Origin of the sequence: Mycobacterium hubeiense, assembly GCF_002838065.1 — a bacterium.
Classification (GTDB): Bacteria; Actinomycetota; Actinomycetes; order Mycobacteriales; family Mycobacteriaceae; genus Mycobacterium; species Mycobacterium hubeiense.
Genome location: NZ_PIZU01000013.1, coordinates 13,917 through 37,958, shown reverse-complemented (window position 1 = coordinate 37,958; position 24,042 = coordinate 13,917). Strand labels below are relative to the sequence as shown.

Annotated in this window: 24 protein-coding genes and 1 pseudogene; 11 read left to right on the top strand and 14 right to left on the bottom strand. The window is 65.8% G+C overall.

Annotated features, from left to right (window positions below; all coding sequences use genetic code 11):
• Positions 1–5: 5 nt before the first annotated feature.
• The 3 genes from CWS39_RS12245 to CWS39_RS12235 are packed head-to-tail and all read left to right on the top strand — an operon-like array spanning position 6 to position 3,206.
• Positions 6–1,301, top strand: coding sequence for an FAS1-like dehydratase domain-containing protein (locus CWS39_RS12245; RefSeq protein ID WP_102143190.1), 1,296 nt, complete (start codon positions 6–8; stop codon positions 1,299–1,301).
• Between the two features lie 7 nt (positions 1,302–1,308).
• Entirely contained in the window at positions 1,309–2,451 is a 1,143-nt protein-coding gene (locus CWS39_RS12240) for an acyl-CoA dehydrogenase family protein (RefSeq protein ID WP_102143189.1), read from the top strand.
• Positions 2,448–3,206, top strand: a complete 759-nt coding sequence (locus CWS39_RS12235) for an enoyl-CoA hydratase (RefSeq protein WP_102143188.1) — start codon at positions 2,448–2,450, stop codon at positions 3,204–3,206. Before CWS39_RS12240 ends, CWS39_RS12235 begins: the two co-directional genes overlap by 4 nt.
• A 30-nt stretch (positions 3,207–3,236) precedes the next feature.
• Here CWS39_RS12235 and CWS39_RS12230 read toward each other — a convergent pair whose 3' ends face one another.
• A complete protein-coding gene (locus CWS39_RS12230) occupies positions 3,237–4,100 on the bottom strand; it encodes a thioesterase family protein (RefSeq protein WP_102143187.1) in 864 nt (287 codons plus the stop codon).
• 117 nt (positions 4,101–4,217) lie between these two features.
• Between CWS39_RS12230 and CWS39_RS30165 the strand changes: the two are divergent.
• A pseudogene (locus CWS39_RS30165) lies at positions 4,218–4,328 on the top strand (CAP domain-containing protein); the annotation flags it as partial.
• A 143-nt stretch (positions 4,329–4,471) separates the two neighbouring features.
• On the opposite strand, the gene CWS39_RS12220 reads toward CWS39_RS30165, so the two are convergent.
• Both CWS39_RS12220 and CWS39_RS12215 read right to left on the bottom strand, forming a co-directional pair.
• Positions 4,472–5,365, bottom strand: coding sequence for an LLM class F420-dependent oxidoreductase (locus CWS39_RS12220; protein ID WP_199178093.1), 894 nt, complete (start codon positions 5,363–5,365; stop codon positions 4,472–4,474).
• A 49-nt stretch (positions 5,366–5,414) separates the two neighbouring features.
• Complete coding sequence (locus tag CWS39_RS12215; RefSeq protein WP_102143185.1) at positions 5,415–6,011, bottom strand: flavin reductase family protein; 597 nt, start codon at positions 6,009–6,011, stop codon at positions 5,415–5,417.
• A 236-nt stretch (positions 6,012–6,247) separates the two neighbouring features.
• On the opposite strand from CWS39_RS12215, the gene CWS39_RS12210 reads away from it, so the two are divergent.
• Positions 6,248–7,036 (top strand): SDR family NAD(P)-dependent oxidoreductase, encoded by a 789-nt coding sequence (locus CWS39_RS12210; protein WP_102143184.1) that lies wholly within the window; start codon positions 6,248–6,250, stop codon positions 7,034–7,036.
• On the opposite strand, the gene CWS39_RS12205 is transcribed toward CWS39_RS12210, so the two are convergent.
• Complete coding sequence (locus CWS39_RS12205; RefSeq protein ID WP_431306122.1) at positions 7,012–8,232, bottom strand: CaiB/BaiF CoA transferase family protein; 1,221 nt, start codon at positions 8,230–8,232, stop codon at positions 7,012–7,014. The two genes, CWS39_RS12210 and CWS39_RS12205, sit on opposite strands and share 25 nt — an antisense overlap.
• Before the next feature lie 130 nt (positions 8,233–8,362).
• Between CWS39_RS12205 and CWS39_RS12200 the strand changes: the two genes are divergently transcribed.
• A complete protein-coding gene (locus CWS39_RS12200; RefSeq protein ID WP_102143183.1) occupies positions 8,363–9,442 on the top strand; it encodes a CaiB/BaiF CoA transferase family protein in 1,080 nt (359 codons plus the stop codon).
• 26 nt (positions 9,443–9,468) lie between these two features.
• Positions 9,469–10,209, top strand: coding sequence for an alpha/beta fold hydrolase (locus CWS39_RS12195; protein WP_102143182.1), 741 nt, complete (start codon positions 9,469–9,471; stop codon positions 10,207–10,209).
• Between the two features lie 8 nt (positions 10,210–10,217).
• Here CWS39_RS12195 and CWS39_RS12190 read toward each other — a convergent pair whose 3' ends face one another.
• From CWS39_RS12190 to CWS39_RS12145, 10 genes are read right to left on the bottom strand one after another with little or no spacing between them, the layout of a single operon-like run.
• Positions 10,218–11,447, bottom strand: coding sequence for a CaiB/BaiF CoA transferase family protein (locus CWS39_RS12190; RefSeq protein WP_102143181.1), 1,230 nt, complete (start codon positions 11,445–11,447; stop codon positions 10,218–10,220).
• Between the two features lie 8 nt (positions 11,448–11,455).
• Positions 11,456–12,610 carry an acyl-CoA dehydrogenase family protein gene (locus CWS39_RS12185; RefSeq protein ID WP_102143180.1) on the bottom strand — a complete coding sequence of 385 codons (1,155 nt, stop codon included), beginning with the start codon at positions 12,608–12,610 and terminating at the stop codon, positions 11,456–11,458.
• A 23-nt stretch (positions 12,611–12,633) separates the two neighbouring features.
• A complete protein-coding gene (locus CWS39_RS12180) occupies positions 12,634–14,124 on the bottom strand; it encodes an aldehyde dehydrogenase (RefSeq protein WP_102143266.1) in 1,491 nt (496 codons plus the stop codon).
• 13 nt (positions 14,125–14,137) lie between these two features.
• Complete coding sequence (locus tag CWS39_RS12175) at positions 14,138–14,923, bottom strand: enoyl-CoA hydratase/isomerase family protein (RefSeq protein ID WP_102143179.1); 786 nt, start codon at positions 14,921–14,923, stop codon at positions 14,138–14,140.
• Complete coding sequence (locus tag CWS39_RS12170; RefSeq protein ID WP_199178088.1) at positions 14,920–16,452, bottom strand: class I adenylate-forming enzyme family protein; 1,533 nt, start codon at positions 16,450–16,452, stop codon at positions 14,920–14,922. Before CWS39_RS12170 ends, CWS39_RS12175 begins: the two co-directional genes overlap by 4 nt.
• The gene (locus tag CWS39_RS12165; protein ID WP_102143177.1) at positions 16,452–16,976 is read right to left on the bottom strand and encodes an aromatic-ring-hydroxylating dioxygenase subunit beta; all 525 of its coding nucleotides are present in this window, start codon (positions 16,974–16,976) and stop codon (positions 16,452–16,454) included. Before CWS39_RS12165 ends, CWS39_RS12170 begins: the two co-directional genes overlap by 1 nt.
• A complete protein-coding gene (locus CWS39_RS12160) occupies positions 16,973–18,268 on the bottom strand; it encodes an aromatic ring-hydroxylating oxygenase subunit alpha (RefSeq protein ID WP_199178087.1) in 1,296 nt (431 codons plus the stop codon). The genes CWS39_RS12165 and CWS39_RS12160 overlap by 4 nt, the downstream gene beginning before the upstream one ends.
• Positions 18,265–18,723 carry a Zn-ribbon domain-containing OB-fold protein gene (locus CWS39_RS12155; RefSeq protein WP_102143176.1) on the bottom strand — a complete coding sequence of 153 codons (459 nt, stop codon included), beginning with the start codon at positions 18,721–18,723 and terminating at the stop codon, positions 18,265–18,267. Before CWS39_RS12155 ends, CWS39_RS12160 begins: the two co-directional genes overlap by 4 nt.
• Complete coding sequence (locus CWS39_RS12150; RefSeq protein ID WP_102143264.1) at positions 18,720–19,838, bottom strand: thiolase family protein; 1,119 nt, start codon at positions 19,836–19,838, stop codon at positions 18,720–18,722. The genes CWS39_RS12155 and CWS39_RS12150 overlap by 4 nt, the downstream gene beginning before the upstream one ends.
• Positions 19,839–19,870: 32 nt before the next feature.
• The gene (locus tag CWS39_RS12145) at positions 19,871–20,116 is read right to left on the bottom strand and encodes a hypothetical protein (RefSeq protein WP_102143175.1); all 246 of its coding nucleotides are present in this window, start codon (positions 20,114–20,116) and stop codon (positions 19,871–19,873) included.
• A gap of 195 nt (positions 20,117–20,311) precedes the next feature.
• On the opposite strand from CWS39_RS12145, the gene CWS39_RS12140 reads away from it, so the two are divergent.
• Genes CWS39_RS12140 through CWS39_RS12125 form a run of 4 tightly spaced genes read left to right on the top strand, consistent with a single transcriptional unit; the run spans position 20,312 to position 23,941 of the window.
• Positions 20,312–21,241 carry an alpha/beta fold hydrolase gene (locus tag CWS39_RS12140; RefSeq protein WP_102143174.1) on the top strand — a complete coding sequence of 310 codons (930 nt, stop codon included), beginning with the start codon at positions 20,312–20,314 and terminating at the stop codon, positions 21,239–21,241.
• Positions 21,238–22,059, top strand: a complete 822-nt coding sequence (gene hpaH / locus CWS39_RS12135) for a 2-oxo-hept-4-ene-1,7-dioate hydratase (RefSeq protein WP_102143173.1) — start codon at positions 21,238–21,240, stop codon at positions 22,057–22,059. Before CWS39_RS12140 ends, hpaH begins: the two co-directional genes overlap by 4 nt.
• Positions 22,056–22,826, top strand: coding sequence for an aldolase/citrate lyase family protein (locus tag CWS39_RS12130; RefSeq protein WP_306768830.1), 771 nt, complete (start codon positions 22,056–22,058; stop codon positions 22,824–22,826). The genes hpaH and CWS39_RS12130 overlap by 4 nt, the downstream gene beginning before the upstream one ends.
• Positions 22,823–23,941, top strand: a complete 1,119-nt coding sequence (locus CWS39_RS12125; protein WP_102143172.1) for an LLM class flavin-dependent oxidoreductase — start codon at positions 22,823–22,825, stop codon at positions 23,939–23,941. Before CWS39_RS12130 ends, CWS39_RS12125 begins: the two co-directional genes overlap by 4 nt.
• Positions 23,942–24,042: the final 101 nt, after the last annotated feature.

The window sequence follows — 24,042 nt, the reverse complement described above, 5'->3', positions numbered from 1 at the left end:
ATCCGATGACCACAACCGAGGCGTCCGACGCCGACACGGCCGCCGTTGAAGGCCGCATCACTGACGAGGACATCGAACGCGCCAAGGCGCAGATCGGGATTGCCGTCAACCAGCGCGACGAGGCGTGGAACAAGGTGCCCAGCGCCGACGCGATCACGCATTTCGCGTTCGGCTGCGGCGACGACAACCCGCTGTTCTACGACCCCGATTACGGTCCGAAGACCCGCTGGCACGGGCAGATCGCACCGCCGACCTTCGCGATCTCCACTGGCATCGACCAGACCCCGAAGTTCACCGATCCCGAGCGCAAGAAGTTGTTCCGCGGCCTGTTCCGCGGCACCGGCAAGTACTACGCCGGGGTGAAATGGACGTGGTATCAGCCGATTTACGCCGGACGGCCAGTGCTCATGGAGGCCTACACGGTCGACGTGCAGGTCAAGGAGAGCCAGTTTTCGGGGGGCCGCTCGGTCAAGGAGACCTACCGATTCCTCTATGTCGACATCGACGGCAACCCGATCGCCACCCGCGACGAGTCCTATATCAGCGCCGAACGCCACGGCTCCAAGAAGTCCGGCAAGCTGGCCGGCGTCGAACGACAGCACTGGACCGAGGAGGCCTTCGCCGAAGTCGAGGCCGCGTATGAGGCGGAGGTTCGCCGCGGCGCCGAACCGCAGTGGTGGGAGGACGTCAACGTCGGTGACGAACTGCCGCCGGTGATGAAGGGACCGCTGACGGTGGTGGACATCATCAGCATGCACATGGGTTGGGGCTGGGGCGGTTACGGTGTCGGGCCGCTGAAGTTCGCTCATCAGCTTCGCAAGCGGATGCCCGCGTTCTATCAGCCTGACGAGTACGGCGTTCCGGATGTGGTGCAGCGGTTGCACTGGGATGCCGAGCGCGCGAAGGCGCTGGGCATTCCCGCACCGTACGACTATGGCCAGATGCGCGCCGCCTGGGTCAGCCATCTGCTGACCAACTGGATCGGCGACGATGGCTGGCTGGCGGAGATGGATCTGCAGGTGCGCGGCTTCAACTACCACGGCGACATCCACCGATGCACCGGGAAGGTGACGGGAAAGGGGGACGATCCGACCGAGACCGTCTCGTTGGAGGTGTTCGCCACCAATCAGCGTGACGAGGCGACGACGAAAGGCACGGCGAAGGTGCTGCTGCCGTCCAGGAAGTCCGGTGCGGTCGTTTTGCCAGTACCGGACGAGGACTTGAGAAGGCGTGGGGCTCAGGTGGTCTCACGAGTATCAGGCAAGGTCGGCGAGGAGATGCGCCGCTTGTACGGAGAGTGAGCCGGGTATGAAGAGACTTGTCCTCGAAGCCGAGCACGAGGCGTTTCGCCAGACGGTTCGACAGTTCGTCGAGCAGGAGCTCGCGCCCAACGCAGAGCGGTGGGAAGCTGACCGGCTGGTGGACCGGTCGGCATGGGTCGCGGCGGGCAAGTACGGCCTGATCGGGTTCAACATGCCCGAGGAATACGGCGGTGGCGGCGTCGACGACTTCCGGTTCAACGCCGTCATCGACGAGGAGATCGCCCGCTACGGCGGTCCGGCACCGTCGTTGAGTCTGCAGATCGACGTCGTGGGCCCGTACTTCGCGTCGTTGAGCAACGACGAACAAAAAGAACGCTGGCTCCCGGGTATCACCAGCGGCGAGCTGATCGTGGCGGTCGCAATGACCGAGCCAGGAGCGGGTAGTGACCTGGCGGGCATTCGCACGTCGGCCGTGCCCGACGGTGACGATTGGATCATCAATGGCGCCAAGACATTCATCTCATCGGGCATCAACTGCGACCTCGTCGTGGTGGTGTGCCGCACCGACCCCGACGCGGGCCACAAGGGCTTCACGCTGTTCGTGGTCGAAGCGGGCATGGAGGGCTTCACCCGCGGACGCAAGCTCGACAAGATGGGGCTGCACTACCAGGACACCGCCGAGCTCAACTTCGACAACGTTCGGGTGCCATCGGCCAATCTGTTGGGCAAGGAGGGCCGCGGCTTCTATCACCTGATGCACAATCTGCCCTCGGAGCGATTGTCCATCGCCATTTCGGCCATTGCGGGGGCGCGCGAAACCTGGCGTCAGACATTGCAGTACGCCAAGGACCGCAAGGCCTTCGGACAGCCGATCGGCAGCTTCCAGCACAACCGGTTCCTGCTCGCCGAGATGGACACCGAACTCGAGATCGGCGAGCAGTACATCGATCGCTGCCTGCGGGCCGTCATCGACGGTGAACTGACGGCGGTCGAGGCGGCCAAGGCGAAATGGTGGTGCACCGAGACCGCTAAAAAGGTGATCGACGGCTGTGTGCAGTTGCACGGCGGCTACGGCTACATGACCGAGTACCGCGTCGCCCGCGACTACATGGACAACCGCATCATGACGATCTTCGGTGGCACCACCGAGATCATGAAGGACATCATCGGCCGCGATCTCGGTCTATGACGATCGGCGTCTCGGCCAGTCGCGCCGACGGGATCCTGCGGCTGACGTTAAACCGCCCCGACAAGCTGAATGCCGTTGATACGCCGATGCTCAACGAGCTCCGGGAGCGCCTCGACGAGTCGGCGGATGACGCATCGGTGCGCGCCGTGCTGCTGACCGGCGCCGGGCGCGCGTTCTGTTCCGGCGGCGACCTGACCGGCGGCGACACAGAAGGCGCCGTGCTGGCGGCGAACGCGGTGGTGCGGGCGGTCACGGATTTACCCAAGCCTGTCGTCGCCGGCGTGCACGGACCGGCGGTCGGCTTCGGGTGTCCGCTCGCTCTGGCGTGTGACTTGGTGGTTGCCGCGAGATCAGCCTATTTCCAACTAGCTTTCAGCAAGGTCGGGTTGATGCTCGACGGCGGAGCGTCGATGCTATTGCCTGCTTCAATCGGGCGGGCGAGGGCGGCGCGCATGGCGTTGACAGCCGAGAAGATCTCGGCAGCAACCGCATTCGATTGCGGCATGATCTCCCACGTCGTCGATGATGCTGACTTTGAGACCGAGCTGGGCGAGGTCATACGGGCGGTGGCGGCTGGGCCGACACAGTCGTACCGGTGGATTAAGCGCGCACTGGCGGCCGCAACCTTGTCCGACCTCGAGCGGGTGCAGGCTCTCGAGGCCGACGGTCAACAGCGGTTGGTCGAGACGTCAGACTTCGCCGAAGGCGTACGCGCGTTCCGGGACAGGCGTCCGGCTGAATTTCGCGGTGAGTGAGCAGTATTGGCGTGAGAACCGGATGGGCCGTTAGGTCCAGAGCATCGACGAAGGTGGCGCGAAACCCGGGTTCGCCAACGCCGTTGCCAGCCCGCTGCCGATGGGTCCGGCTTGGTCGAACAACGTGGCAACGCCGGTAGCGACCCCGCCGTGGTCGTAATGCGTGACCGATGCCAGTCCTATGTAGACACCTTCCGGCATGCGGCTGAGGGATACCGTGTAGTCGGCGTTGATGAACTGTAGTCCCTCTGTGCCCCAATGGGTTAGCGAACTGGTGACGTCTGCGGCCATCACCGCGCGGGTGAACGGCGACAGCGGCTCGTCATCGACCAGCAGCTTGGTCTCCCGCACCCACGCGAACTTCTGCCCGTCGTGTCTCCACTCGGTGACGCCGACGCCCGGACTGCCCGCAACCGGATCGCGACCGTACGAATGCAGCAACATGGGCAGGTCGTCAGGCACCACAACGGGTTCGGCCGGAATCGGTGGCATGGTGACGGGCCATGTCCACACCTTGTCCGCGCCATGTTCACTGCGGCGAAGGTACAGCGCGCTGGCGCGTGCCACGATCGCGTCGTTCTGCCTCATGACTGCGTCCACGAGTCGAATTCGTCGGCCGTGACGCACTACTGACGAATGCACCTGTACCGGGTGCAGCGCCACCGGCCTGAGCAAGTCGACCGTCAGGCGGGCGGGCTGCAGGTCGACGTCATCGACTTGTTGTTCGACCGCACGCCCTAGCAATCCGCCGATGTAGTTGCCGCTCAGGGACGGACCCCACGGCCCCCTCGCAAGAGGGGTTGGCACGTAGTCTCGGCCGTCGGTGACGAAGAAGCACGTCGGCACAGCTCGGGCCGAAGACGACGAGGCGCCCGCGCCGCGTTGCAGTGCCATCGGATTCAGAACCTTCCCTCGCACGATAGTCAGGCCAATCTCCGGAGAAATATATAACTATCTAGCTGTTTGCGATATGGTGGTCACCATACCAACGAGGCTTGGACGAGGTGAGAAATGGATCCCAACCCGGACTACGACGTAAGCGACGAGTTGGAGTACGGCATGAGTTGGTTCGCATGGATACTGCGCGGCGTGTATCCGCCGCCCGCGTATCCACCGGCGTAAGTGGCTGCCGCTCGAGGACGAACAAAGCAGACGTAGCGATACATTGGGCAGGCGGAGGTCGCGAAATCTGCAGGAGGGTCGTGGGTCCCGGCCCAACCACAGCCCTGGCGCAGATCTCGGCGAAGCAGTTCTGCGCCATCGGGCTACCCGACCAGCTCGGCCGATATGAGCTCGCAATCGGCGCGGAAGTCGGAAAAGCTTCGGCTGGCGGGCTCGATGGTGATCCAGGTGACCCCGGCGTCAGCATACTCGGCCAGGCGCGGCCTGACCGAATCGACGAAGTCCCCGCAGTCGCCACTGACGAGCTTGCTCGCTTCAAACGGAACAAACGAAACGTCAGCGGGGTCTCGGCCACGTTCGGCGCGTTGCTTGTTCACGTCCGCGATGAGGCTGGCGAGCCGCGTGATGTCCGCCAGCGCGGGAGTGCGGGTGATTGCAGCCATCTCAGCGGACTGGCCCATCGGTATCCAGCCGTCGGCGGTCTCGACCACTCGTCGCCGCGCCGCCCTACTGTTGCCTCCGATCCAGATCGGAGGGCCGCCGGCGGTGGCGGGCAATGGCAGTGCCACGTGTCCGGCGACCCCGAACTCCGGTCCGTGGTGCTCGTCGCCCGCCCAGGTGGCTTTCCACGCGGCGATCGCCTCGTCCAAAAGCGCTCCGCGGCGGTGGAAGTCAGCGCCGAGGGCCTCGAACTCCGATTTCAGGTACCCGGCGCCGGTACCCAGGGTGAACCGGCCGCCGGACAGCAGGTCGAAGCTGGCAGCGGCCTTGGCCGTCAAGTATGGGCTTCGATAGCCGGACACCAGGATGGAGGTCATCAGCCGCAGCCGGCTGGTCGCCGCGGCGGCGAAGGACAGCGAGACGAAAGGGTCGAAGGCATGATGGCCGCCGTGCGCCAGCCAGTGCTTGTCGGGGTAGGGGTGTTCGCTCATCGAAAAGCCATGGAACCCAGCGTCTTCCACCACTTTGGCGACCTCGCCGAGGCTCGCTCCTTGGCTCCAGCGTTGCCAGTGCTTGACAGCGCGCATCGGAAACATCACGTTGTACTGCAACTTCACGGGTGAGTCCTCGAGCCGGGCGGAGCGCTCAGCGCGCAACCCGTGCCGCGGCTTGTGCGCGGAGCTCGCGTGCGTGCTGGAGTTGCGGTTCGTGGTTGGCTTCGTAGCGCTCGATCCAGTCGTGGGGCAGTTTGGCCCAGGCTTCGCCGATGCGCAGCCGTTGCGCGGAGCTGAAGACCTCGGCGGCCACAACGTCGCCGACGAAGATGGTGTTCTCGTCGTTGTCCAGTGCTCCGGTGACGCGGCATTCGACGTAGCTGTGGGCGTCGAGCAGGATCGGCGCGCCTGTGACGCCGGGTTTGGTGCGCAGGGAGGCGAGCTTGTCGCCGTCGCGTCCTGAGCTGCCGCCCAGGGTCATCAGGATGTTTATCGACGCGTCGATCTCGTCGGGTCCCGCGGACAGCATGTGCATGACGAAGACGCCAGAGTTGATCAGCATGTCGTGGGTCTTGTTGTACTTGGTCAGGCTCACGGTGGCCCGGGGCAGTTCGGGCACGATGCTGGCCGAACCGGCCGACAGCGACATCAGGCCGTTGGCGAATCCGTCGTCGATCGTGGTGACCGCCACCGGGAACGGGCGCAGCCCCGCCAGTACTTTGTCCGCGGCCGCGAGGTCGATCGCCATGTGTGTCTCCTAGGGGCTCGATGCCCTCCAGTATTAGCGGATACTACTGTCAGATGCAAGCCTGGAAATATCATCGATCGCGCTGAACAGATGGCACAAACATGCTGATTAACTGGATAAAGTGGCCCAGATCGCATCGAAAATGTTAGAGACAAATCTGTCAGATATAGCTGCGCCAACCATTGCCATCCATTAGTCTTCTGGCGACCGTGTTCACGTTGAGGGGGCTGTTGGTAGTGGATCTTCAGGTTCGGGACAAGGCATTCGTGATCGTCGGAGGCACCGCAGGCATGGGTTTGGCCGGCGCCACGGCACTGGCCGCCGAGGGTGCCGCCGTCGTGGTGGTCGGTCGTGACGAGACGAAGGCCAAAGACGCCGCCGTGGCGCTCGCTGATGCCGGGGCAACCGCGGCGCACGGTCTTGCATTCGACGTGAGCCAGTCCGGAGAAGCTGTCAGGGCAGTCGAGGCCGCCGTCGAATTGCTGGGCCGGCTTGACGGAATCGCCGTCACGATGGGCACAGCAGGCATGATGCCGATCGACTCCGACGACGACGCGTGGGACGCCGCCTTCCACGACGTGCTGCTGGCGACCACCCGCAGCGTGCAGGCGGCCCTGCCGCACCTCGCGAAGACGAAAGGTGCGATCGTCACCACCGCCGCGTACTCGGCGCGCTCACCGCACGAGCCGAGGCTCCCCTACGCGAGCCTGAAGGCGGCGGTGGCGACGTTCACCCGCGGTATCGCCCGCAGCCACGGCAAGGATGGGATCCGGGCCAATTGCATTGCGCCCGGCGCGGTGGAAACCGATGCGCTGCATGCTATTCGCGGGTACATCGCCGAAAGCAAGGGATACCCCTACGAAGAAGCGCTCGAGCGGGCATTGCCCGAGGACTTCGGTTTCGACGCGGCGCTGAATCGGCCGGGACAGCCCGACGAGATCGGGGCGCTGATCGCCTTTCTCCTGTCGGATGTATGCGGCTTCGTGACCGGCCAGACGATCTACGCTGACGGCGGTGCCCCGTAGTCGGCTTCCGATCCGATGGTGGTCACCCCTGAGCTGACGAGGTCCGCGATCGACTCATCGGTATAGCCCAACTCGCACAGGATCATTCGGCTATGAGCGGCCAGCCCTGGGACGTCTCCGAGCCCAGCCTCGACCCCGCCCAACATCGCCGGTGGTAGCAGCGCGTCGATCGCACCCCCGGGCGTGCCGATCTCCCGCCATCGGTCTCGGCCGGCAAGTACCGGGTGTGACCAAAGAGCCTCAACGTCATTCATCCGCGCGGTCGCGATGCCCGCGGCCTCGAGCCGGTGCGCCAACTCGTCTGCGGTCATCGATGCGATCGCGGCGTGGATGATCGCCTCCAGGTCGTCGCGGTGGGTCACCCGGTCGGGGTTGGTCACGAACCGCGGGTCATCACACAGCCCCGGCGTTGCCAATACCTCATCGCACAGTCGGCGCCACTCGCGCTGGTTCTGAACAGCGAGCAGCACTGTGCCGCCGTCGCCGGCGGTGAACGGACCGTACGGTGCGATGGTTGCGTGCCTGGCGCCCGTGCGCGGCGGTGCGGTGCCGCCGTAGTGCGCGTAATAGGCGGGCTGGCTGACCCATTCGACGAGCGACTCGAACAACGACACCGACACCGGGCGCGCCTCGCCGGTCGTGGCGCGCACGTACAACGCGGTGAGAATGCCCGAAAAGGCGAACATCCCGGCCGCGATGTCGGCCACAGAGATGCCTGTGCGTGCCACGTCGTCGCCGGTCCCGGTGACCGACAACAGGCCAGCCTCGGCTTGGACCAGTAGGTCGTATGCCTTGCGGTCCCGCCACGGGCCCGTTGAGCCGTAACCGGTGATATCGCAGACGATGAGCCGCGGGTACTCGGTGGCCAGAGATGTGGCATCCAAACCCAACCGGGTGGCTGCGCCCGGTCCGAGGTTCTGCACCAACACGTCTGAGGTGGTCAGCAGTTGGCGCAGAATGCGTTGTCCCCCAGCCTGTTTGAGGTCGAGGGTCAACGACTCTTTGCCTCGGTTGAGCCAGACGAAATAACTGGAGTCACCGTGCACACTGCAGTCGTAGCCGCGGGCGAAGTCGCCGCCGTCGGGCCGCTCCACCTTGATCACCCTGGCGCCAAGGTCCGCGAGTAGCCGGGTGGCGTAGGGCGCCGCCACAGCATGCTCGAGGGCCACGACGGTCACACCGGACAGCGGGCTCACGCAAATCCCTTCGGTAATTGATGACACTACCGTCAGATTAGCTCCTCTGGATATAACGAGCTACCGCTGTAACTGTTAAAACATCGCAGGAACTTAGATACAAGATGTCAGAATAGTTTACGATGGCGGCGTGACGCAGGCAGCCGCTCTCGCGGGCACACGGGTCATCGAACTGGCGGGCATGGGACCCGGTCCGCACGCAGCGATGGTGCTGGCCGATCTGGGCGCCGACGTCGTGAGGGTGCAACGCGCCGGTCAACTCGCAGGCCCACCCAACCCACAGCTGAGGGGGCGTCGGGTCGTGGAGGCGAATCTGAAGGATCCTGGCGACCACGCCGCGGTGCGTCGGCTCATCGATCGAGCCGACGTGTTGCTCGAGGGCTTCCGTCCGGGTGTGACCGAACGCCTCGGCCTGGGACCGCAGACCTGTTGCGCCACCAACCCCGGACTGGTGTACCTGCGGTTGACCGGGTGGGGGCAGACAGGCCCACGCGCTTTGCAGGCCGGCCACGACATCAACTACATCGGACTCACCGGGCTGCTGCACGCGATCGGCCCTGCCTCCCAGCCGCCGGTGCCACCGTTGAATCTGATCGGCGACTACGGCGGAGGGTCGATGCCTGCGGTCATCGGAGTGTTGGCCGCACTAATCGAACGCCAGAGGTCTGGCCGCGGTCAGGTGGTCGACGCGGCCATCGTCGACGGCGCTGCCCAGCTCGGGCAGGCCATCTGGTCCATGCGTGCCGGCGGACGCTGGTCAGATGACCGGGGCGCCAACATTTTTGACGGCTCGGCGCCGTTCTACCGCACCTATGAGTGCGCCGACGGTCGTTATGTCGCCGTCGGCGCTCTGGAACCGGAGTTCTTCGCCGAGATGCTGGCGACCCTGGACATCAACCCCGAAAACGTCGGTCCGCAGCGCGACCAATCCGGCTGGCCCGCGATGCATGCGGTGTTGTCGGACAAGTTCGCGCAGCGGTCCCGTGACGAATGGAGTGCCGTCTTCGCCAACACCGATGCATGCGTGACTCCCGTGTTGAGCATGGCGGAAGCGGCCGCCGACGCGCACCTGAGGGAGCGCGAAGTGTTCATCGAAATAGACGGCGTCACGCAGCCGGCGCCGGCTCCGCAATTCTCCCGCACTCCCCAACCCAGGCCATCGGGTCCACCTCGGCACGCCGAGATGGCGGACGATATCTGGCAGGACTGAGCCGTCGACACAAGGAATCTCCAACCATGCCGCTGCCCGACCTCGTACTCGTCCACGGTGGAGAGCACGCCGCCGACTGCTGGGACCTTGTCATCGCCGAATTGCGGTGCCAGGCACCGGAATTGCGCACTCTCGCCGTAGACCTCCCGGGTCGCGGCCGCACACCAGGGGACCTCGCAACCGCGACGATCGCCGAGTGGGTGGACTCCGTCGTCGCCGACATCGAGCGGGAAGGTCTCGGCGAGATCGTGATCGTCGGCCACTCCATGGCCGGGGTGACGGTGCCGGGCGTCGTCACCAAACTCGGCTCGGCACGGGTGCGCGAGATGATCTTCGCCACCGCGTTCGTCCCTCCGCAGGGCCAGGCGATCGTGGACACCCTCAGCGGCCCGTTGGCGTGGTTCGCCCGGCGCGCTGCGAGATCGGGAAAGCCCACCAAGGTGCCGCGGTTCGCCAACCAGTATGCGTTCTGCAATGGCATGACCCGGCAGCAGCGCCAGTTCGCGTTGGCGCGGTTGTATCCGGAATCTGCCCGCATCCCAGGCGAATCCGTCGACCGCAGCGCGCTGCCCGCCGACGTGCCGCGCACGTGGATACTCACCACCCGCGACAGAGCGCTGTCGCAGAAATCGCAGCGGGCCAGCATTGCGGCGCTCGGCGGCGTGCAGGAGGTAATCCCCATCGACACCTGCCATGACCTGATGATCAGCCATCCGCAACGGCTGGCGCAGATCCTCGTCGATCGCTGCCGGCTATACGCGACGTAGCGTCGCAGTCAGGTGATGGCGCCTTCGATCTTCAACTCGATGAGCTCGTGGTCGTCCATGCCCAGTTCTCGCAACACCTCGTCGGTGTGCTCGGCGAACATCGGTGCCCGGGTCAGATGCGTTGCCGCCTCGTCGAATTTGACCGGATTCGCGACCAAGCGCTGTGGGTTGCCCTGGGCGTCGAGCACGTCGGCGATGCGTCCGTTGGCGAGCAGCGACTCGTCGTTGGCGACTTCCCAGGCGTCCTGCACCGGTGCCCACTGGCCATGTAGCAGACTCAGCAGCTGGGTGCACTCGTCGAACGTCCGCGTGCCGATCGCCTCGGCGAGTAGCGCAGTGGCTTCGTCAGTGTGTGCGGCCAGCGCCTCCAGCGTGGTGAACCGCTCGTCGACGGCGGCCGCGTCGAGGCCGAAGACTCGGCACACGGGGGCCCAGTACCTGGTCGGCTGCAACATGGCCAGCTGGATGAAGCGGCCGTCGGAGCATCGGTAGGCCCCGGTCAATGGGTTGCCCGGCGCCTGTGTGCGGTGGTCGATCTTCGGCAGCGGGCAGCCGTACAGCATCGCCAAGTTGACGCTGGACTGGTTGGCCCACGCCCCCACCGCGAGCAGCGACACGTCGATGACCGACGTCTGCCCAGTCGTCTGCCTGCCGAAGAGGGCCGCGGCCACCGCCCCGGCGATGGTGATGCCGCCGATGTTGTCGCCGAACGCCCCTGCGGGCATGCCCGTCGGCACCTCCGAATCGGTCGGCGTGACACCGTCGGCGTTGCCCGCCCGCGCCCAGAACGCCGTCGTGTCGTGGGCGCCCGTCTCACGGTCGGGTCCTTCGCTTCCGAAGCCGCTACCGGCGACATAGATGATCGACGGGTTGATGCGCCGTATCTCCTCGAGGTGGATGCGAAGCTTCGCCCGCGCCTCTGGCAACAGGTTGGTCAGAAAGACGTCGCTGCGCCTGACGAGCTCCTCGAACACCGGCCGAGTCTGCTTCAGCGCCAACGACAATCCGACGCTGCGCTTGCCGCGGTTGGGCGCCTCGACCATGGGCGAAAACGACACCCCCGGCGCGGTAGCGGAGCGACCGGCCACCGTGACGAGCCCCCGCTGCGCATCACCGGTCACGGGGTTCTCGATCTTGATGACGTCGGCGCCCCAGTCGGCGAGGACCGCGCCCGCGGAGGGCACGAAGGTGAACTGCGCGACCTCCAGGACGCGCACCCCGGTCATAGGCTTCTGCATGACACTCCCTACTTGACCAACGAACGGGCGATGATTTCGCGCTGAACCTCGGTGGCACCTTCGCCGAGTCGTTTGACGCGCAGGTCGCGGAACCACCGTTCCAATGGAAGCTCGGTGGAGATGCCGAGGGCACCGTGAATCTGGATGCATCGGTCGAGCACCTTGTAGGCGGCCTCGGTGCCGTACATCTTGGCGACCGACGCGTCGACGCGGACGTTGCGGCCGAGGTCGGCGTTCCATGCGGCTTGGTACACCAACAGTCGGGCTGCGCGTAGCTCCACTTCACTGTCGACGAGCATCCATTGGATTCCTTGCTTGTCGGCGAGCCGACCGCCGAAAACGTCGCGGTCCCTGGCCCATTGGCACGCCATGTCGAGCGCTGACTGCGCGATGCCGATCGGGCCCGCGGCATAGACGATGCGGCCGTGCACCAGGAAGTCGCTGGCCAGCGCGAAGCCCTGGCCGTCCGCTCCGACCAGTTGTTCGGCCGGTATCCGCACATTGTCGAAATGAAGCTCATAGGGAGCGAAGGAGGCCATCACCGGGATGCGGCTGAAGGTGAGCCCGGGGGTGTCCTTCTCGACGATGAAGGCCGAGATTCCATTGCGACCCTCGCCGGTGCGTGCGTAGACGACGCCCCAGTCGGCATCGGGGGCGTGAGAGATCCACATCTTGGAGCCGTTGAGCACATAGCTGTCGCCCTCGCGGACCGCCTTGAGCTGGATGGCCCGCGCCGGATCGGATCCGCCGGAAGCCTCGGTGATTGCGGTGTAGGCCTTGGTCATCGTCCCGTCGATGATCGGTTGGGCGTACTTCGCGAACTGCTCTGGCGAAGCCTTGAACATGATGTTGGGCGGGTTGCCGCCAAATGCGCCGAGGGCCGGAAAGAACGCGCCCATCCGGCATTTCGCGGCTTCCTCGGCAACCACCACCTGCCCGAGCACACTGAGTCCGGCGCCGCCGTATTGTTCGGGCGTCTGCAAGGCCCACAGTCCGAGCTCGCGTGCCTTGGCCTGCAATTCGACGAGCCGGTCGCGAGGAAGCCCCACGGTGTCGTGGTCCAGCTTCTCTTCGATCGGATGCACGTGGGCATCCATGAAACGGCGCACCGTATCGCGGAGCAGCACGAGTTCGTTGGGCAGTTCCCAGGCGCCGGTGTCCATGTGGTCGCTCCTGTTTCAGACGCTCAGCCGAGGGTGAACGGGTCCCGGGTCGCCCCGGTCAGTTCCACCCACACCGCCTTGGTCTCGGTGAAGTCCTTCACTGCGTCGATGCCGTTTTCGCGGCCGATGCCGCTATAACCCATGCCTCCGAACGGAACATGCGGTGCGACAACGCGATAGGCGTTCACCCACACCGTGCCTGCACGCAGCTTCGCCGCCACCCGGTGTGCGCGGTGGACGTCCTTGGTCCACACGCCTGCGGCCAACCCGAACTCGGTGTCGTTGGCCGCAGCGATGGCCTCATCCTCGTCGGCGAAGGTCATCACTGCGAGCACGGGCCCGAACACCTCCTCGGCGACGGCCCGCATGGAACGATCGACACGGGTCAGCACCGTCGGCTTGACGAAGAAGCCGCCTAGCTCGCTGGCCGGTTCGCCGCCATAGGCCACCGTCGCGCCCTGTTCGCGGGCAGAGGCGAAGTGCGACAACACCTTTTCGTACTGCGGCTTGTTCGACACCGGCCCCATCTCGGTCGCCGGATCCTTGGGGTCCCCAAGCTTGATGGTCGACGCGCGGGCGACGATGCGCTCGACCAGAGCGTCGGCGACGCGCTCGTGGACGAGCAGGCGCGAGCCCGCCAGGCAGGTCTGGCCGGTCGCGGCGAAGACGCCGGCGATCACGCCGTTGGCGGCAGCGTCCAGGTCGGCGTCGTCGAACACCACCTGTGCGGACTTTCCGCCCAACTCCAAGGTGAAGCGGGTCATGTTGGCGATCGCGGCCTTGCCGACCTGGATGCCGGTGGCGGTCGACCCGGTGAACGCGATCTTGTCGACGCCAGGGTGTGAGGCCAAGGCAGCGCCGGTCTGCGGGCCCCAGCCGGTGACGACGTTGATGACGCCAGGCGGAAAACCGGTCTCGGCGAACAACTTTGCGAATGCGAGCGTCGACGCCGGCGTGTGGTCGCTTGGCTTGACGACAAAGGTGCACCCTGCCGCCAGCCCGGCGGCGAGCTTCCACGTCAGCAGCAGCAGGGGTGAGTTCCACGGGGTGATCGCACCGACCACGCCGACCGGCTCGTGGCGCGTGTAGACGAAGAAGTTGGGCTTGTCGACCGGGACGACTTCGCCCTCCAGCTTGTCGGCCAGCCCGGCGTAGTAGAAGTAATAGTCCGGCAGCGCCTTCATTTGGCCGACCATCTCGCGGGTCAGCTTGCCGCCGTCGCGGACCTCCAACTCGGCCAGATTCTCCGCCTCGCGTGCGATGAGCTCGCCCAACCGCCACAAGAGTTTTCCCCGCGCGGTAGCGGTCAACTGACCCCAAGGCCCACGCAACGCGGCGCGCGCGGCGGCCACCGCACGATCCACGTCAGCCGGCCCGCAGTCAGGCACGCGCGCCCACGGCAGCGCGGTGTACGGATCGATGCTGTCGTATGTACGTCCCGATTCGGCCGCGACTGACTCGCCTCCGATCACCAGATCGAAGTGCACCAGTTGTTCGGTGGTGGTGTCGGTCATCTCGACCATCTCCTCATCGGATGCGCGGCGCCTTCTTGTTGGCACGGGAGTCGGTCCGCCCTGCTCCGGCGTTGCCCAGATCCGTGTAGAACTTTCCGTGGCGCGCGGCGGTGCTGGGCGGCAGGTCGCGAGCCTCCCACATGGCGCGGACCGTGCCCTGGACCCCGAGGGGCCGACGCGCGGCGATTTCACACGCCAATTCGGTTGCCCGCGCGCGCAACTGATCGTCGGGGACTACTTCGGTCACGATGCCGATTCGCAGAGCGGTCTGTGCCGACATCCGTTCTTCGCTGCCCAGCAGCGCCCACCGCATCACCTCGCCGTAGGGCACCCCGAGGGCGAGCATGCCCATCGGTTCCAGCGCGGAGACGATACCGGCGTTGGCGTGCGGATCGAAGAAGGTTGCCGTTTCACTACAGATCGCGAAGTCGCATTCGTTGACGAAGTACATTGCACCGCCTGCCACGATGCCGTGCAGCGCCGCTATCACCGGCTTCCACACCCGGTGCGCCTTCGGTCCCAGCAGCTCTCCGGGGTCTTCCTGGTTGAAGATGGATTTGTGGGTCCACCACGTTCCCTCGGACACATCGATGCCGGTGCAGAAAGCCCGGTCGCCGTTGGCGCACAGCACCGCGACCCGGATGTCGTCGTCGTCGCGGACCCGCGCCCACACCGTGGCGAGCTCGGCGGCCATCTGCTCGGTGAAGCTGTTCAGCTTCTCGGGCCGGTTGAGCGCCACCGTGGCTACATGATCGCTCACCTGGAACTCGATGGTCTGCAGGCTGTCCACGTCAGTCACGCGCCCGATCCTACATGTCTAACCTGGTTAGCGATCTCGCGTTTGAGAATCTTGCCCGCCGGCCCGAGCGGGAACTCGTCGCGGTACTCGAATCGGCGCGGCTGTTTGTAGCCGGCCAACTCCGCGCGGCACAGCCTGGCAAGCTCATCGGTGAGCGCCGCCCGGTCCTGGACGTGGGACTTGGGGATCACCACCGCGACGGGCGTCTCGCCCCACTCGGCATCCGGCACGCCGACCACCGCGACGAGGTCCACCCCGGGGTGCTGCCCGATGACCCGCTCGATCTCCGCGGGGTAGACGTTGAAGCCACCGGAGATGATGAGGTCGGTACGACGGCCGGTGATGTGCAGGTATCCGTCGGCGTCCAGGTAGCCCAGATCGCCCGTACGCAGCCCGTCGGGGCGGAATGTCTCCGCCGTCTGCTCGGGCAGGTTCCAATAGCCGACGGCGTTGGCGGGGCTGACGATGACAATCTCGCCGACGTCTTCGACTGCGGCCTCGTGTCCATCGTTGTCGACGACGCGGATCGCGCACATCGGGGTTTCCCGCCCGCACGAGGTGGCGATCGATGTCCGGCCCGCGACGATGTCACGGTGATCCTGCGGCGTGAGAATGGTTGCCTGCCCACCGCACTCGGTGAGCCCGTAGCGCTGCTGCAGGTCGCAGCCGAGCAGGTCCATGGCCTTGCGGGCCAGGCCGGGGGGAACCGGCGCTGATCCGTAGGAGATCCGGCGCAGGCTGGACATGTCGCGTCGCGGGCCGTTCTCCAGGATGGCCAGTGTCCTCTGCAGCATGGTCGGGATGAACGTGGTGAAAGTGATTGCGCTGCGCTCGATCTCGTCGATCACCGCCTGCGGGTCGAAACGCTGGTGTATCACCATCGTCTGGCCGAGGTAGAGCCAGGACACGGTGCGCACCATGCCGCCCGCCGTAAAGAACGGGGTGGTGGCCAGCATGACGTCGGAGCGGTTGGCCTCGGTCACCAGGTTGGTGTCCGCCGCCTGGTAGAGCAGACCGCGGTGGGTGTGCATCACGCCCTTGGCGCGTCCGGTGGTGCCGCTGGTGTAGAGGATCACTGCGACGTCGTCGGGCGAGACGGTGACCGGCGGCGCGACGGGTTCGGTTGCGGCTAGCGCGGATTCGTATTCATCGCCGACGGTCAGTACGACATCAAGGCCGTCGATTTCACCGGCGAACGTTTCGTACTGGTCGGCATGGACGATCACGGCTCGTGCGCCGCAGTCATCGCGGACATGAGCCACCTCGTCGGGCGCTAGCCGGATGTTCACCGGCACCGCGATCAGCCCCGCCTTGGCCAGGCCGAACGAGATTTCGGGCCACTCGATGCAGTTGCGCGCGATCACCATCACGCGGTCGCCGGGTGCCAGGCCCTGCCCGGCGAGGTAGCCGGCCAGCCGGCGGGCCCGCTCGTCGACCTGGGGCCAGGTGTGTACCCGGTCGGCGTCGACGAGGGCCCGCTTGCGCGGGTAGCGGCGCGCGTTGTTGGTGGCGATATCTCCGATGAGCATCAGATCAAAAATGCCAATGTCTCGACCGGACCGCCCGCGTCGACCAGGTGCACGACCTTGCGGACCAGCCGTGGGCCATCCGCCGTCCGGCGAATCGTATGGATGACGCGACCGGCCCAGAAGCGTTGGCGGAAACGGTATTCGAACAAAGCGAAGTTGGACTCGACGGTGACGGTATCGGCGTCCTCGGCGACCACCTCGCTGTTGGACACGACGCGTCGCATGACCGACGGCGGGGTTTGCGAGTGCCGATTGCCGGTGTTGAGCTGAGCCACCCGGCTCTTGATGCGCCGCCGGTTGTCGTTGATGTAGGCCAGGGTTGTGCGCGGATCGTCGTCGGGATGCATGGGGACTCGGTATTCGACGGTGTCGTCGTCATCGGCCCACAGCGATTCCCACTCCGAGTAGCGGCCTTCGTCGGCGAGCCGAGCCTCCAGATACAGGAAGGCCAGGATTTCGGGATCCGGAACCGGCCGCAGCGCGGGACGGGTCTGGGCGTCTTCTGATGCAGCGTTGACGGTCACGTGCGCGCCCCTCCGCCGACGACCGCGGCCCACTGGGCATAGAACCCGCGTTGCGGTGTCTCAGCGCTCTTGTCCCGGTTGATGATTCCGCTGTCGTCGGTGATGTCGTTTTCAACGCCGCGCGCCAGCACCAGCCACTCGGGCAGTTCGGCGGCCAGGCCCGCCTGGTTGCGCATGCCGATCTCGCCGTCGTCGGCGATCAGGAACCCCGCAGGACCCATGGCCCCCTCGGAGCGCCGCAGCGTGCGTTCGTTCAACTCGTCCTGACCCGGGATCAGCACCGCGGTGGTGTAGGCGATGGTGCGATCAGGGGCCTGTGGCTCGACGAACATCACGTTCATTTCCGCCAAGAACAGGTTGGGCCAGATCAGCGTGTGAGGTGGACCCACCACCAGCGCGTCGTGCGCCTGTTCGGGACCGTAGGCCTTCTCCAACGCATCGACGTAGGAGGCGAGCTTGGCTCGTGGGATGCGGCCGTACCAGACGAATTCCTCGTCGAGCTTGCGGTATTCGTCGCTGTAGTCGATCTCGGAGTGGCCGTTGCCCAGGTCGCGAACGAGCACGTCGACCTTGGTCGGTACGTGTGACACCTTCGCGGGCTTGATCGCGTCGTACACCGAGGCGTGCGTGAACAGCGCGTGGTAACCGTCGACGTTGTTCTCCACCACCATCTTCCAGTTGGCGTGGTGCAGGTGCTTCATCCAGTTCGCCCGCAGGTCGATCTGGCGGTTCGGGGAGAGGTTGAGTAGCCGGTCGATGGCGTGTGTCGCGTTGCCGAGGTGTTCGCGCAGCGAGATGCCTTCTGCCGCCAGCGAGGCGAAGATGAAGCCGCCGTAGCTGTCGACCCGTGGTGCCTGGGCCAGTCCCAGCTCGGAGCGGATCTCGTTGAACGCCTCCCCGTAGCCTTCCCGCATCGGAACGCCTTGCAGCGCACCGGTGTTGTTGAACGTCCAGCCGTGGTAGGGGCAGCGAAACGAGTTCGCGTTGCCCTTCTCGGCGTTGCACAGTTTGTTGGCGCGGTGCGTACACCGGTTGAGCACGACTCGCACGACGCCGTCCTTGCCGCGCACCACGACGACCGGGTCGTAGCCGATCATTCTGGTGAGATAGTCGCCGCGCTCGCTCACCTCACTCTCGTGCGCCACATACACCCAGCCCGTCTTGAAGATGGTGTCCATTTCGCGGCGAAAGATCTCGTCCGACGTGTAGACCGACCCGTGCACGCGGTCGCGTTGAACGATGTTGGTCACGTCGAATTCGTCGAGTGGGGGCGCTGATTCGAGTGTGGTCACTCGTCCTCCAGGGTGTCGATGGCTGGTATTGCAACGTCGCCGAGCCGACGGAATCCGATGTGCACGGCGCTGCCGATGGCCGGGGTCGTGCTCATGGGCAGTGTGGTCGTCATGATCAATCGATGCCCGCTCGCCAGTTCGACGTCGACGATGGGGTAGGGGTGTTGTGTGCGCACCAGCCCGGGCTCGCACCGATGCATCAGGGTGGCGGTGTGAACTGTGCCGCGCAGTTCGACAGTGCGCCAGGTGCTTTCAGTCGATCCGCAGTTGTCGCAGATTTCCTGGTCGAGGTCGAGGGTTTGCGCGCACGCGGCGCAGAACGGCAGCGCGAGCTCACCGCGATTCGTCGCTCGATAGAGCGGTGCCAGCGGGTCGTCGGCGGCCAGAGGCGCGAGCGACGGGTCGAGTAACCAGTCGTCCACCGTCTGCTCGGTCGGCTTGACGACGGCGCTCATGCCGCCCGCTCCAACACCAGCGCGGCGTGGTGGTCGAGACGGCCGCCGATACCGCCGACCAGCGCGACGGTGGCGGCCGGGACCTGGCGTTCGCCGCCGGCGCCGCGAAGTTGGATCACCGCTTCGGCCAGGGGTGTCATGCCCTGGAGGTAGAAACCGGAGAGCTGCCCGCCGCCGGTGTTGGTTGGCAGCGTGCCGCCTGGCCCGGTGTGCCCGCCACGCACGAAGTTGCCGGCCGGTACGTCGCCGGTGAGCTTGTACTCGTCGAGCAGTACCAGGGTCACGATCGAGAACGGGTCGTAGAGTTCGGCGACGTGGAGGTCGGACCGCGTCATGCGGGCCTGCTCGAGCGCGTCGTCCACTGCCTGACCGCCGCCCCCGAACCATGACTCGGCTCCCGCACGCCGTCGCCGCACCGGATGATGTCGGCCGATACCGCGTACCCGAACTCGTTGATTGCCAACCGAACTGCGGCCAGTCAGCACGACCGCGACCGCCCCGTTCACCGGCCGCGCACAGTCCAGCAACCGCAACGGCTCGGCGATCGCCGGGCTGGCGTCGTAGCCGGCGTCGTCGAGCGGTTCACGGTTGACGGCATCGGGATTGCCTTGCGCCCACGTGCGTGCGGTGGTGGCCACCGTCCGCAGTGCGTCGGTGCCTGTGCCGGTCACGTGCAGCCACCGCTGGGTCAGCAGTGCATAGGTAGGCACCGACCCAAGGAGGCCCGAGGCCCTTTCCAGCCCCCGTACACCGACGTTGCCGCCACTTCGCGCGTAAGTCGAACCTGCCCCCCGCCCTGCCACGAGCGGCGCGTCGGCGAACACGCACAGCACGGTGCACGCCTCGCCAGTAGTGATCGCGTGGCGGGCGCGCTGGATCATCGCGACGGTCGTCGCACCCTTGATCTCGACGTGCTCCAGCAGGCGCAGATCCGAGAAGCCGCCCTGCGCGGCGAAACCGACGCCGAGCCGGTCGGGCCGTACGCCTTGCGAGGAGCCCACCAGAAGCCCGTCGACTTCGGCATGTCCGATGCCGGCGTCGGAGAGTGCGGCGGCGCTTGCCTGGGCGGCCAATTCGAGCGGGGCGCTGCCGGGCCGAAGCGACATCTTGGTCATGCCCAGTCCGACCAGGTCGACGGCCGGGGTGCTCACGCTTGTCCCTTGGGCCGACGTTCAGCCCGGTAGTTGCCCACGCGCAGCCACTCTTCGCGGTCTTCCGGCGTGGCCAATGTGAAGCTGGCCAGCTCCAGGGGACACAGGAACACCTCTTCGCCGCTTTCGAGGTCCTCCACGAGCAGACGCGGGCCGTTGCCGCTTTCGTCCAACGACACCCGTACGGCCGCGAACTCGTTCGCCAGCTCAGCGAGCACGCGGCGTCCCGGCGGAGTGTCCACCTGCCCAGTTTTACCGCATATGACTGTCAGAATCAATGGACAGCGACTCGGCGTTGTTGACTTGATCGACTGATTCTGGACCGGCCTAAGCGTTTCTTTACATGCGAACATGGCGGTTGTGGGACCATGATGGACACGTAGAACCCGCGCGGCATAAGTTGACAATGCTGTCAGAAACGTGGCGAGAAGGGCGACATGACGCGATCGCAGGCACCTGATACCGACGCCGATGCCGTCGGCCGGTTGGACACCGAGAACTACCGCAGCCTGTGGATGTATCTGAAGGAACTCGAGTTCCGGCAGGGCTTCGTCGAGATCCCTGTCAACGGAGTAGCCGTCCGCACGCGATACGCCGAGGCCGGGAGCCCCGACCGGCCGCACGCCATCCTGCTTCACGGGACGGGCGGACACTGGGAGACGTTTGCCCCCAACCTCGCCGCGCTCTCCCAGCACCTTCATTGCGTGGCGATCGACATGGTCGGCAACGGCTTCTCCGACAAACCGGACTACGACTACGAGATCGCTATCTATGTCGAACACGTCCTGGGGGTCATGGACCACTTCGGCATGACGTCGGCGAATTTCGTCGCCATGTCACTCGGTGCGTTCGTCGCGTCGGCGATGGCCGTCGACCACGCCGAAAAAGTGGACAGGGTGATCCTGATGTCACCGGCCGGGCGGGAGGCGTCGGCGTCGAACATGGCCCGCATCCGCGCGGAGCGCACCAAGGCGGTCAACGAGCCGACGTGGGAGTCGTTGCATGCCGTGTTCGCCCATCTGATCGCCGACGAGAGCAACCGGTTGCCCGATCTCATCGGCCTGCGCCAGGCGATCTATCGGCGCGAGGACACCCGCAACACCATCGACCGGCTGCTGATCCTTCAGGACGAAAAAGTGCGGCGCCGCAACCTGATTCCCGACGACAAGTGGCGCGGTATCACCGCGCCCGTGATGATCGTCGCCTCGGGTAAGGACCACGGCGTGTACCAGGACACCGCACGCACCCTCGCGGACCTCATCCCCAACTCCGAGGTGTTCGAGATGCCCGCGGTGCGGCACTGGCCGCACTTCGAGGATCCTGAGTCGTTCAATGCGGCGGCGGTCGAGTTTCTGACCCGATCATGACCAGGCCGGCCGAGGACGAGCTCGCGGATATTGCGCGTCGGCTGTACGAGGCTGAGCAGAACCGCACGCCAATCCGGCAGCTGTCGCTGGACTATCCCGACATGACGATCGAGGACGCCTACGCGGTGCAACGGGCGCTAGTCGCGCTGAAGGTCGCTGACGGTCGAGAAGTCAAGGGCCGCAAGATCGGGTTGACGTCGAAGGTGATGCAGCGTGCGGTGTCGATCGACGAACCCGACTACGGCGCGCTGTTCGACGACATGTTCGTCGAGGACGGGGGCCGCGTACCTCTCGGCCGATTCATCCGGCCGCGCGTCGAGGTCGAGCTGGCGTTCGTCCTCGGTGAGGAGCTCAGCGGGCCGGGCGTCACCCTGTTTGACGTGTTGCGGGCCACCGAGTTCGTCACCCCTGCACTCGAGATCCTCGATGCCAGGGTGCAGATGTCGGATCCCGAGACCGGTCACCTGCGCACCATCGTCGACACCATCGCTGACAACGCCGCCGACGCGGGCCTGGTCCTGGGCGGGCGGGTGGTGCGGCCGCTGGATGTCGACCTGCGGTGGGTGGCTGCGCTACTACTGTGCAACGGTGTGATCGAGGAGTCCGGGGTGGCCGCCGCGGTGCTCAACCACCCCGGAAACGGTGTCGCGTGGTTGGCCAATCGGCTTGCTCCGCACGGGGTTTCGCTGCAGCCCGGTGAGGTGATCCTGTCCGGTTCGTTCACCAAGCCGGTGTTCGCCGAACCAGGGGACACCTTCGTCGCCGACTACGGGCCACTGGGCACGGTGTCGGTGTCCTTCGGCGACGAGGCCTCGTGACAAATCGCTGGGCGGGGCGCATCGGGGCCGGTCGGCCCCGGATCGGCATGTGGCTGGCCTCGGGTAGTGGGTACGTCACCGAGATCTGCGCAGGGTCTGGAATCGATTGGGTACTGCTGGATTCCGAGCATGCGCCCAACGATCTGCGCACCATTCTCGAGCAGTTGCAGGTGCTTTCCGGGTACCCCGACGTCGACGTGCTTGTGCGACCGCCGTCCGCCGACCCCGTGTTCATCAAGCGACTTCTCGACGTCGGCGCGCAGAACCTGATCGTCCCGATGATCGACGACGCGGGCGAAGCCGCGGCGGCGGTAGCGGCCACCCGCTACCCACCGGAAGGCATCCGCGGCGTCGGAAGCGCGCTTGCCCGGGCATCCCGGTGGAACCGCATCTCCGACTATCTCGTCACCGCAGACGCCTCGGTGTCGCTGACCGTTCAGGTGGAGTCGCTGTCCGGACTGGCGCACCTGAGCGAAATCGCAGAAGTCGACGGGGTGGACGCGGTGTTCATCGGACCCGCCGACCTGGCGGCGTCGATGGGCAGGCTCGGGCAGCCGGAGCACCCAGACGTGGTGAACACCATCGAGACTGCGCTGGCAACCATCGTGGAGCTCGGCAAGAGCGCGGGGGTCAACGCGTTCAACAAGGCGATCGCGCAGCGATACCTCGCAGCGGGGGCGAGTTTCGTGCTGGTCGGCGCCGACGTGGCGCTGCTCGCCCGCGGCGCCGAGAAGCTGGTCGACGAGTACAAGGAGATGCGTTCATGATCGAGCTCGCCACTGAGGTGCGCTGGCAGGACCGCCGGTTCAGCGTTCCGATCGAACGGATCCGGTACTCAGAGGAACTCGGCTATGACGCGGTGTTCACGGCTGAGGGCTTCGGATCCGAAGGGCTGGTCCCGTTGGGCTACATCGCGGGACATACCTCGAAGCTCAAGCTCGGTACCCGCATCGCCCAGGTGACCAGTCGACCGCCGGCGCTGGCGGCGATGGCGTTCCAGACGCTCGACCATCTTGCCGGTGGTGGACGCGTGATGGTCGGGCTGGGGAGTTCCAGTCCCGTTGCCGCCGAGGGATTTTACGGCCGCAAGTGGGGAAGTCCCACGCGGCGGATGCGCGACTACATCTCGATCATGCGGCAAGCGTTGAGGGGTGACACCATCGAGTACCAGGGCACCGAGTGGTCGGCGCCGTACCGTGGGCCAGAAACGGCAGGTGTCGAGCCGGTCGCCGTCGGACTGGATGTCCTCGCCGAGCTGCCGATCCTGGTGGCCGCGGCTGGGCCCCAGATGGTCAGTCTGGCTGCGGAATTGGCGGATGGTTGGTTACCGCCGGCATTCACCCCCGGCATGTTGCCCGCCGTTGCGCCACTGCTTCAGCGGGGCTTCGAGCGCAGGAACGACGGCAAGAGCCTCGACGACTTCGCGATCTGGGCCCACGTGGATGTTCTCGTCGACGACGACGTGCGAGCGGCTATGCACCCCTTCAAGGAATACGTCGTCACCTGGTCTGCAATGTTGCGGCCGTTCATGGAGGCACGCGGTTACTCCGACCTCGCGCAACGGCTCGCAAACATGCTTGCCGACGAGGATGCCGCCGAGGCCGAAGCGCGCGTTCAGGCCGGTGGCACATTGCTGGAGGGTGCGCGTTGGCAGGAGGCCCTTGACGCGGTGCCGGACGAGTACATCGACGAGGGATGGCTGGTCGGTCCGGTGTCTCGAATCCGCAAGCGGGTCGAACCCTGGCTGGACTGTGGGCTGACGGGCCTGGTCGTCCGCTACGGCCCCGAAATGACTCCCGAACCGGTCCCAGAGAATCTGGAGGTGTTCGCGGCCATCGCCGAAGTAGCGGGTAAGCGCCCGAGGAAGCCATCTGAAATCTGACTAATGCGTCACCAATCACAATGCGGAGATTGCTGTTCCATGCCCTATGACATCTGATGAGTCGAACGTAATGCCTTTATTTCTGACTATCATGTCACCTA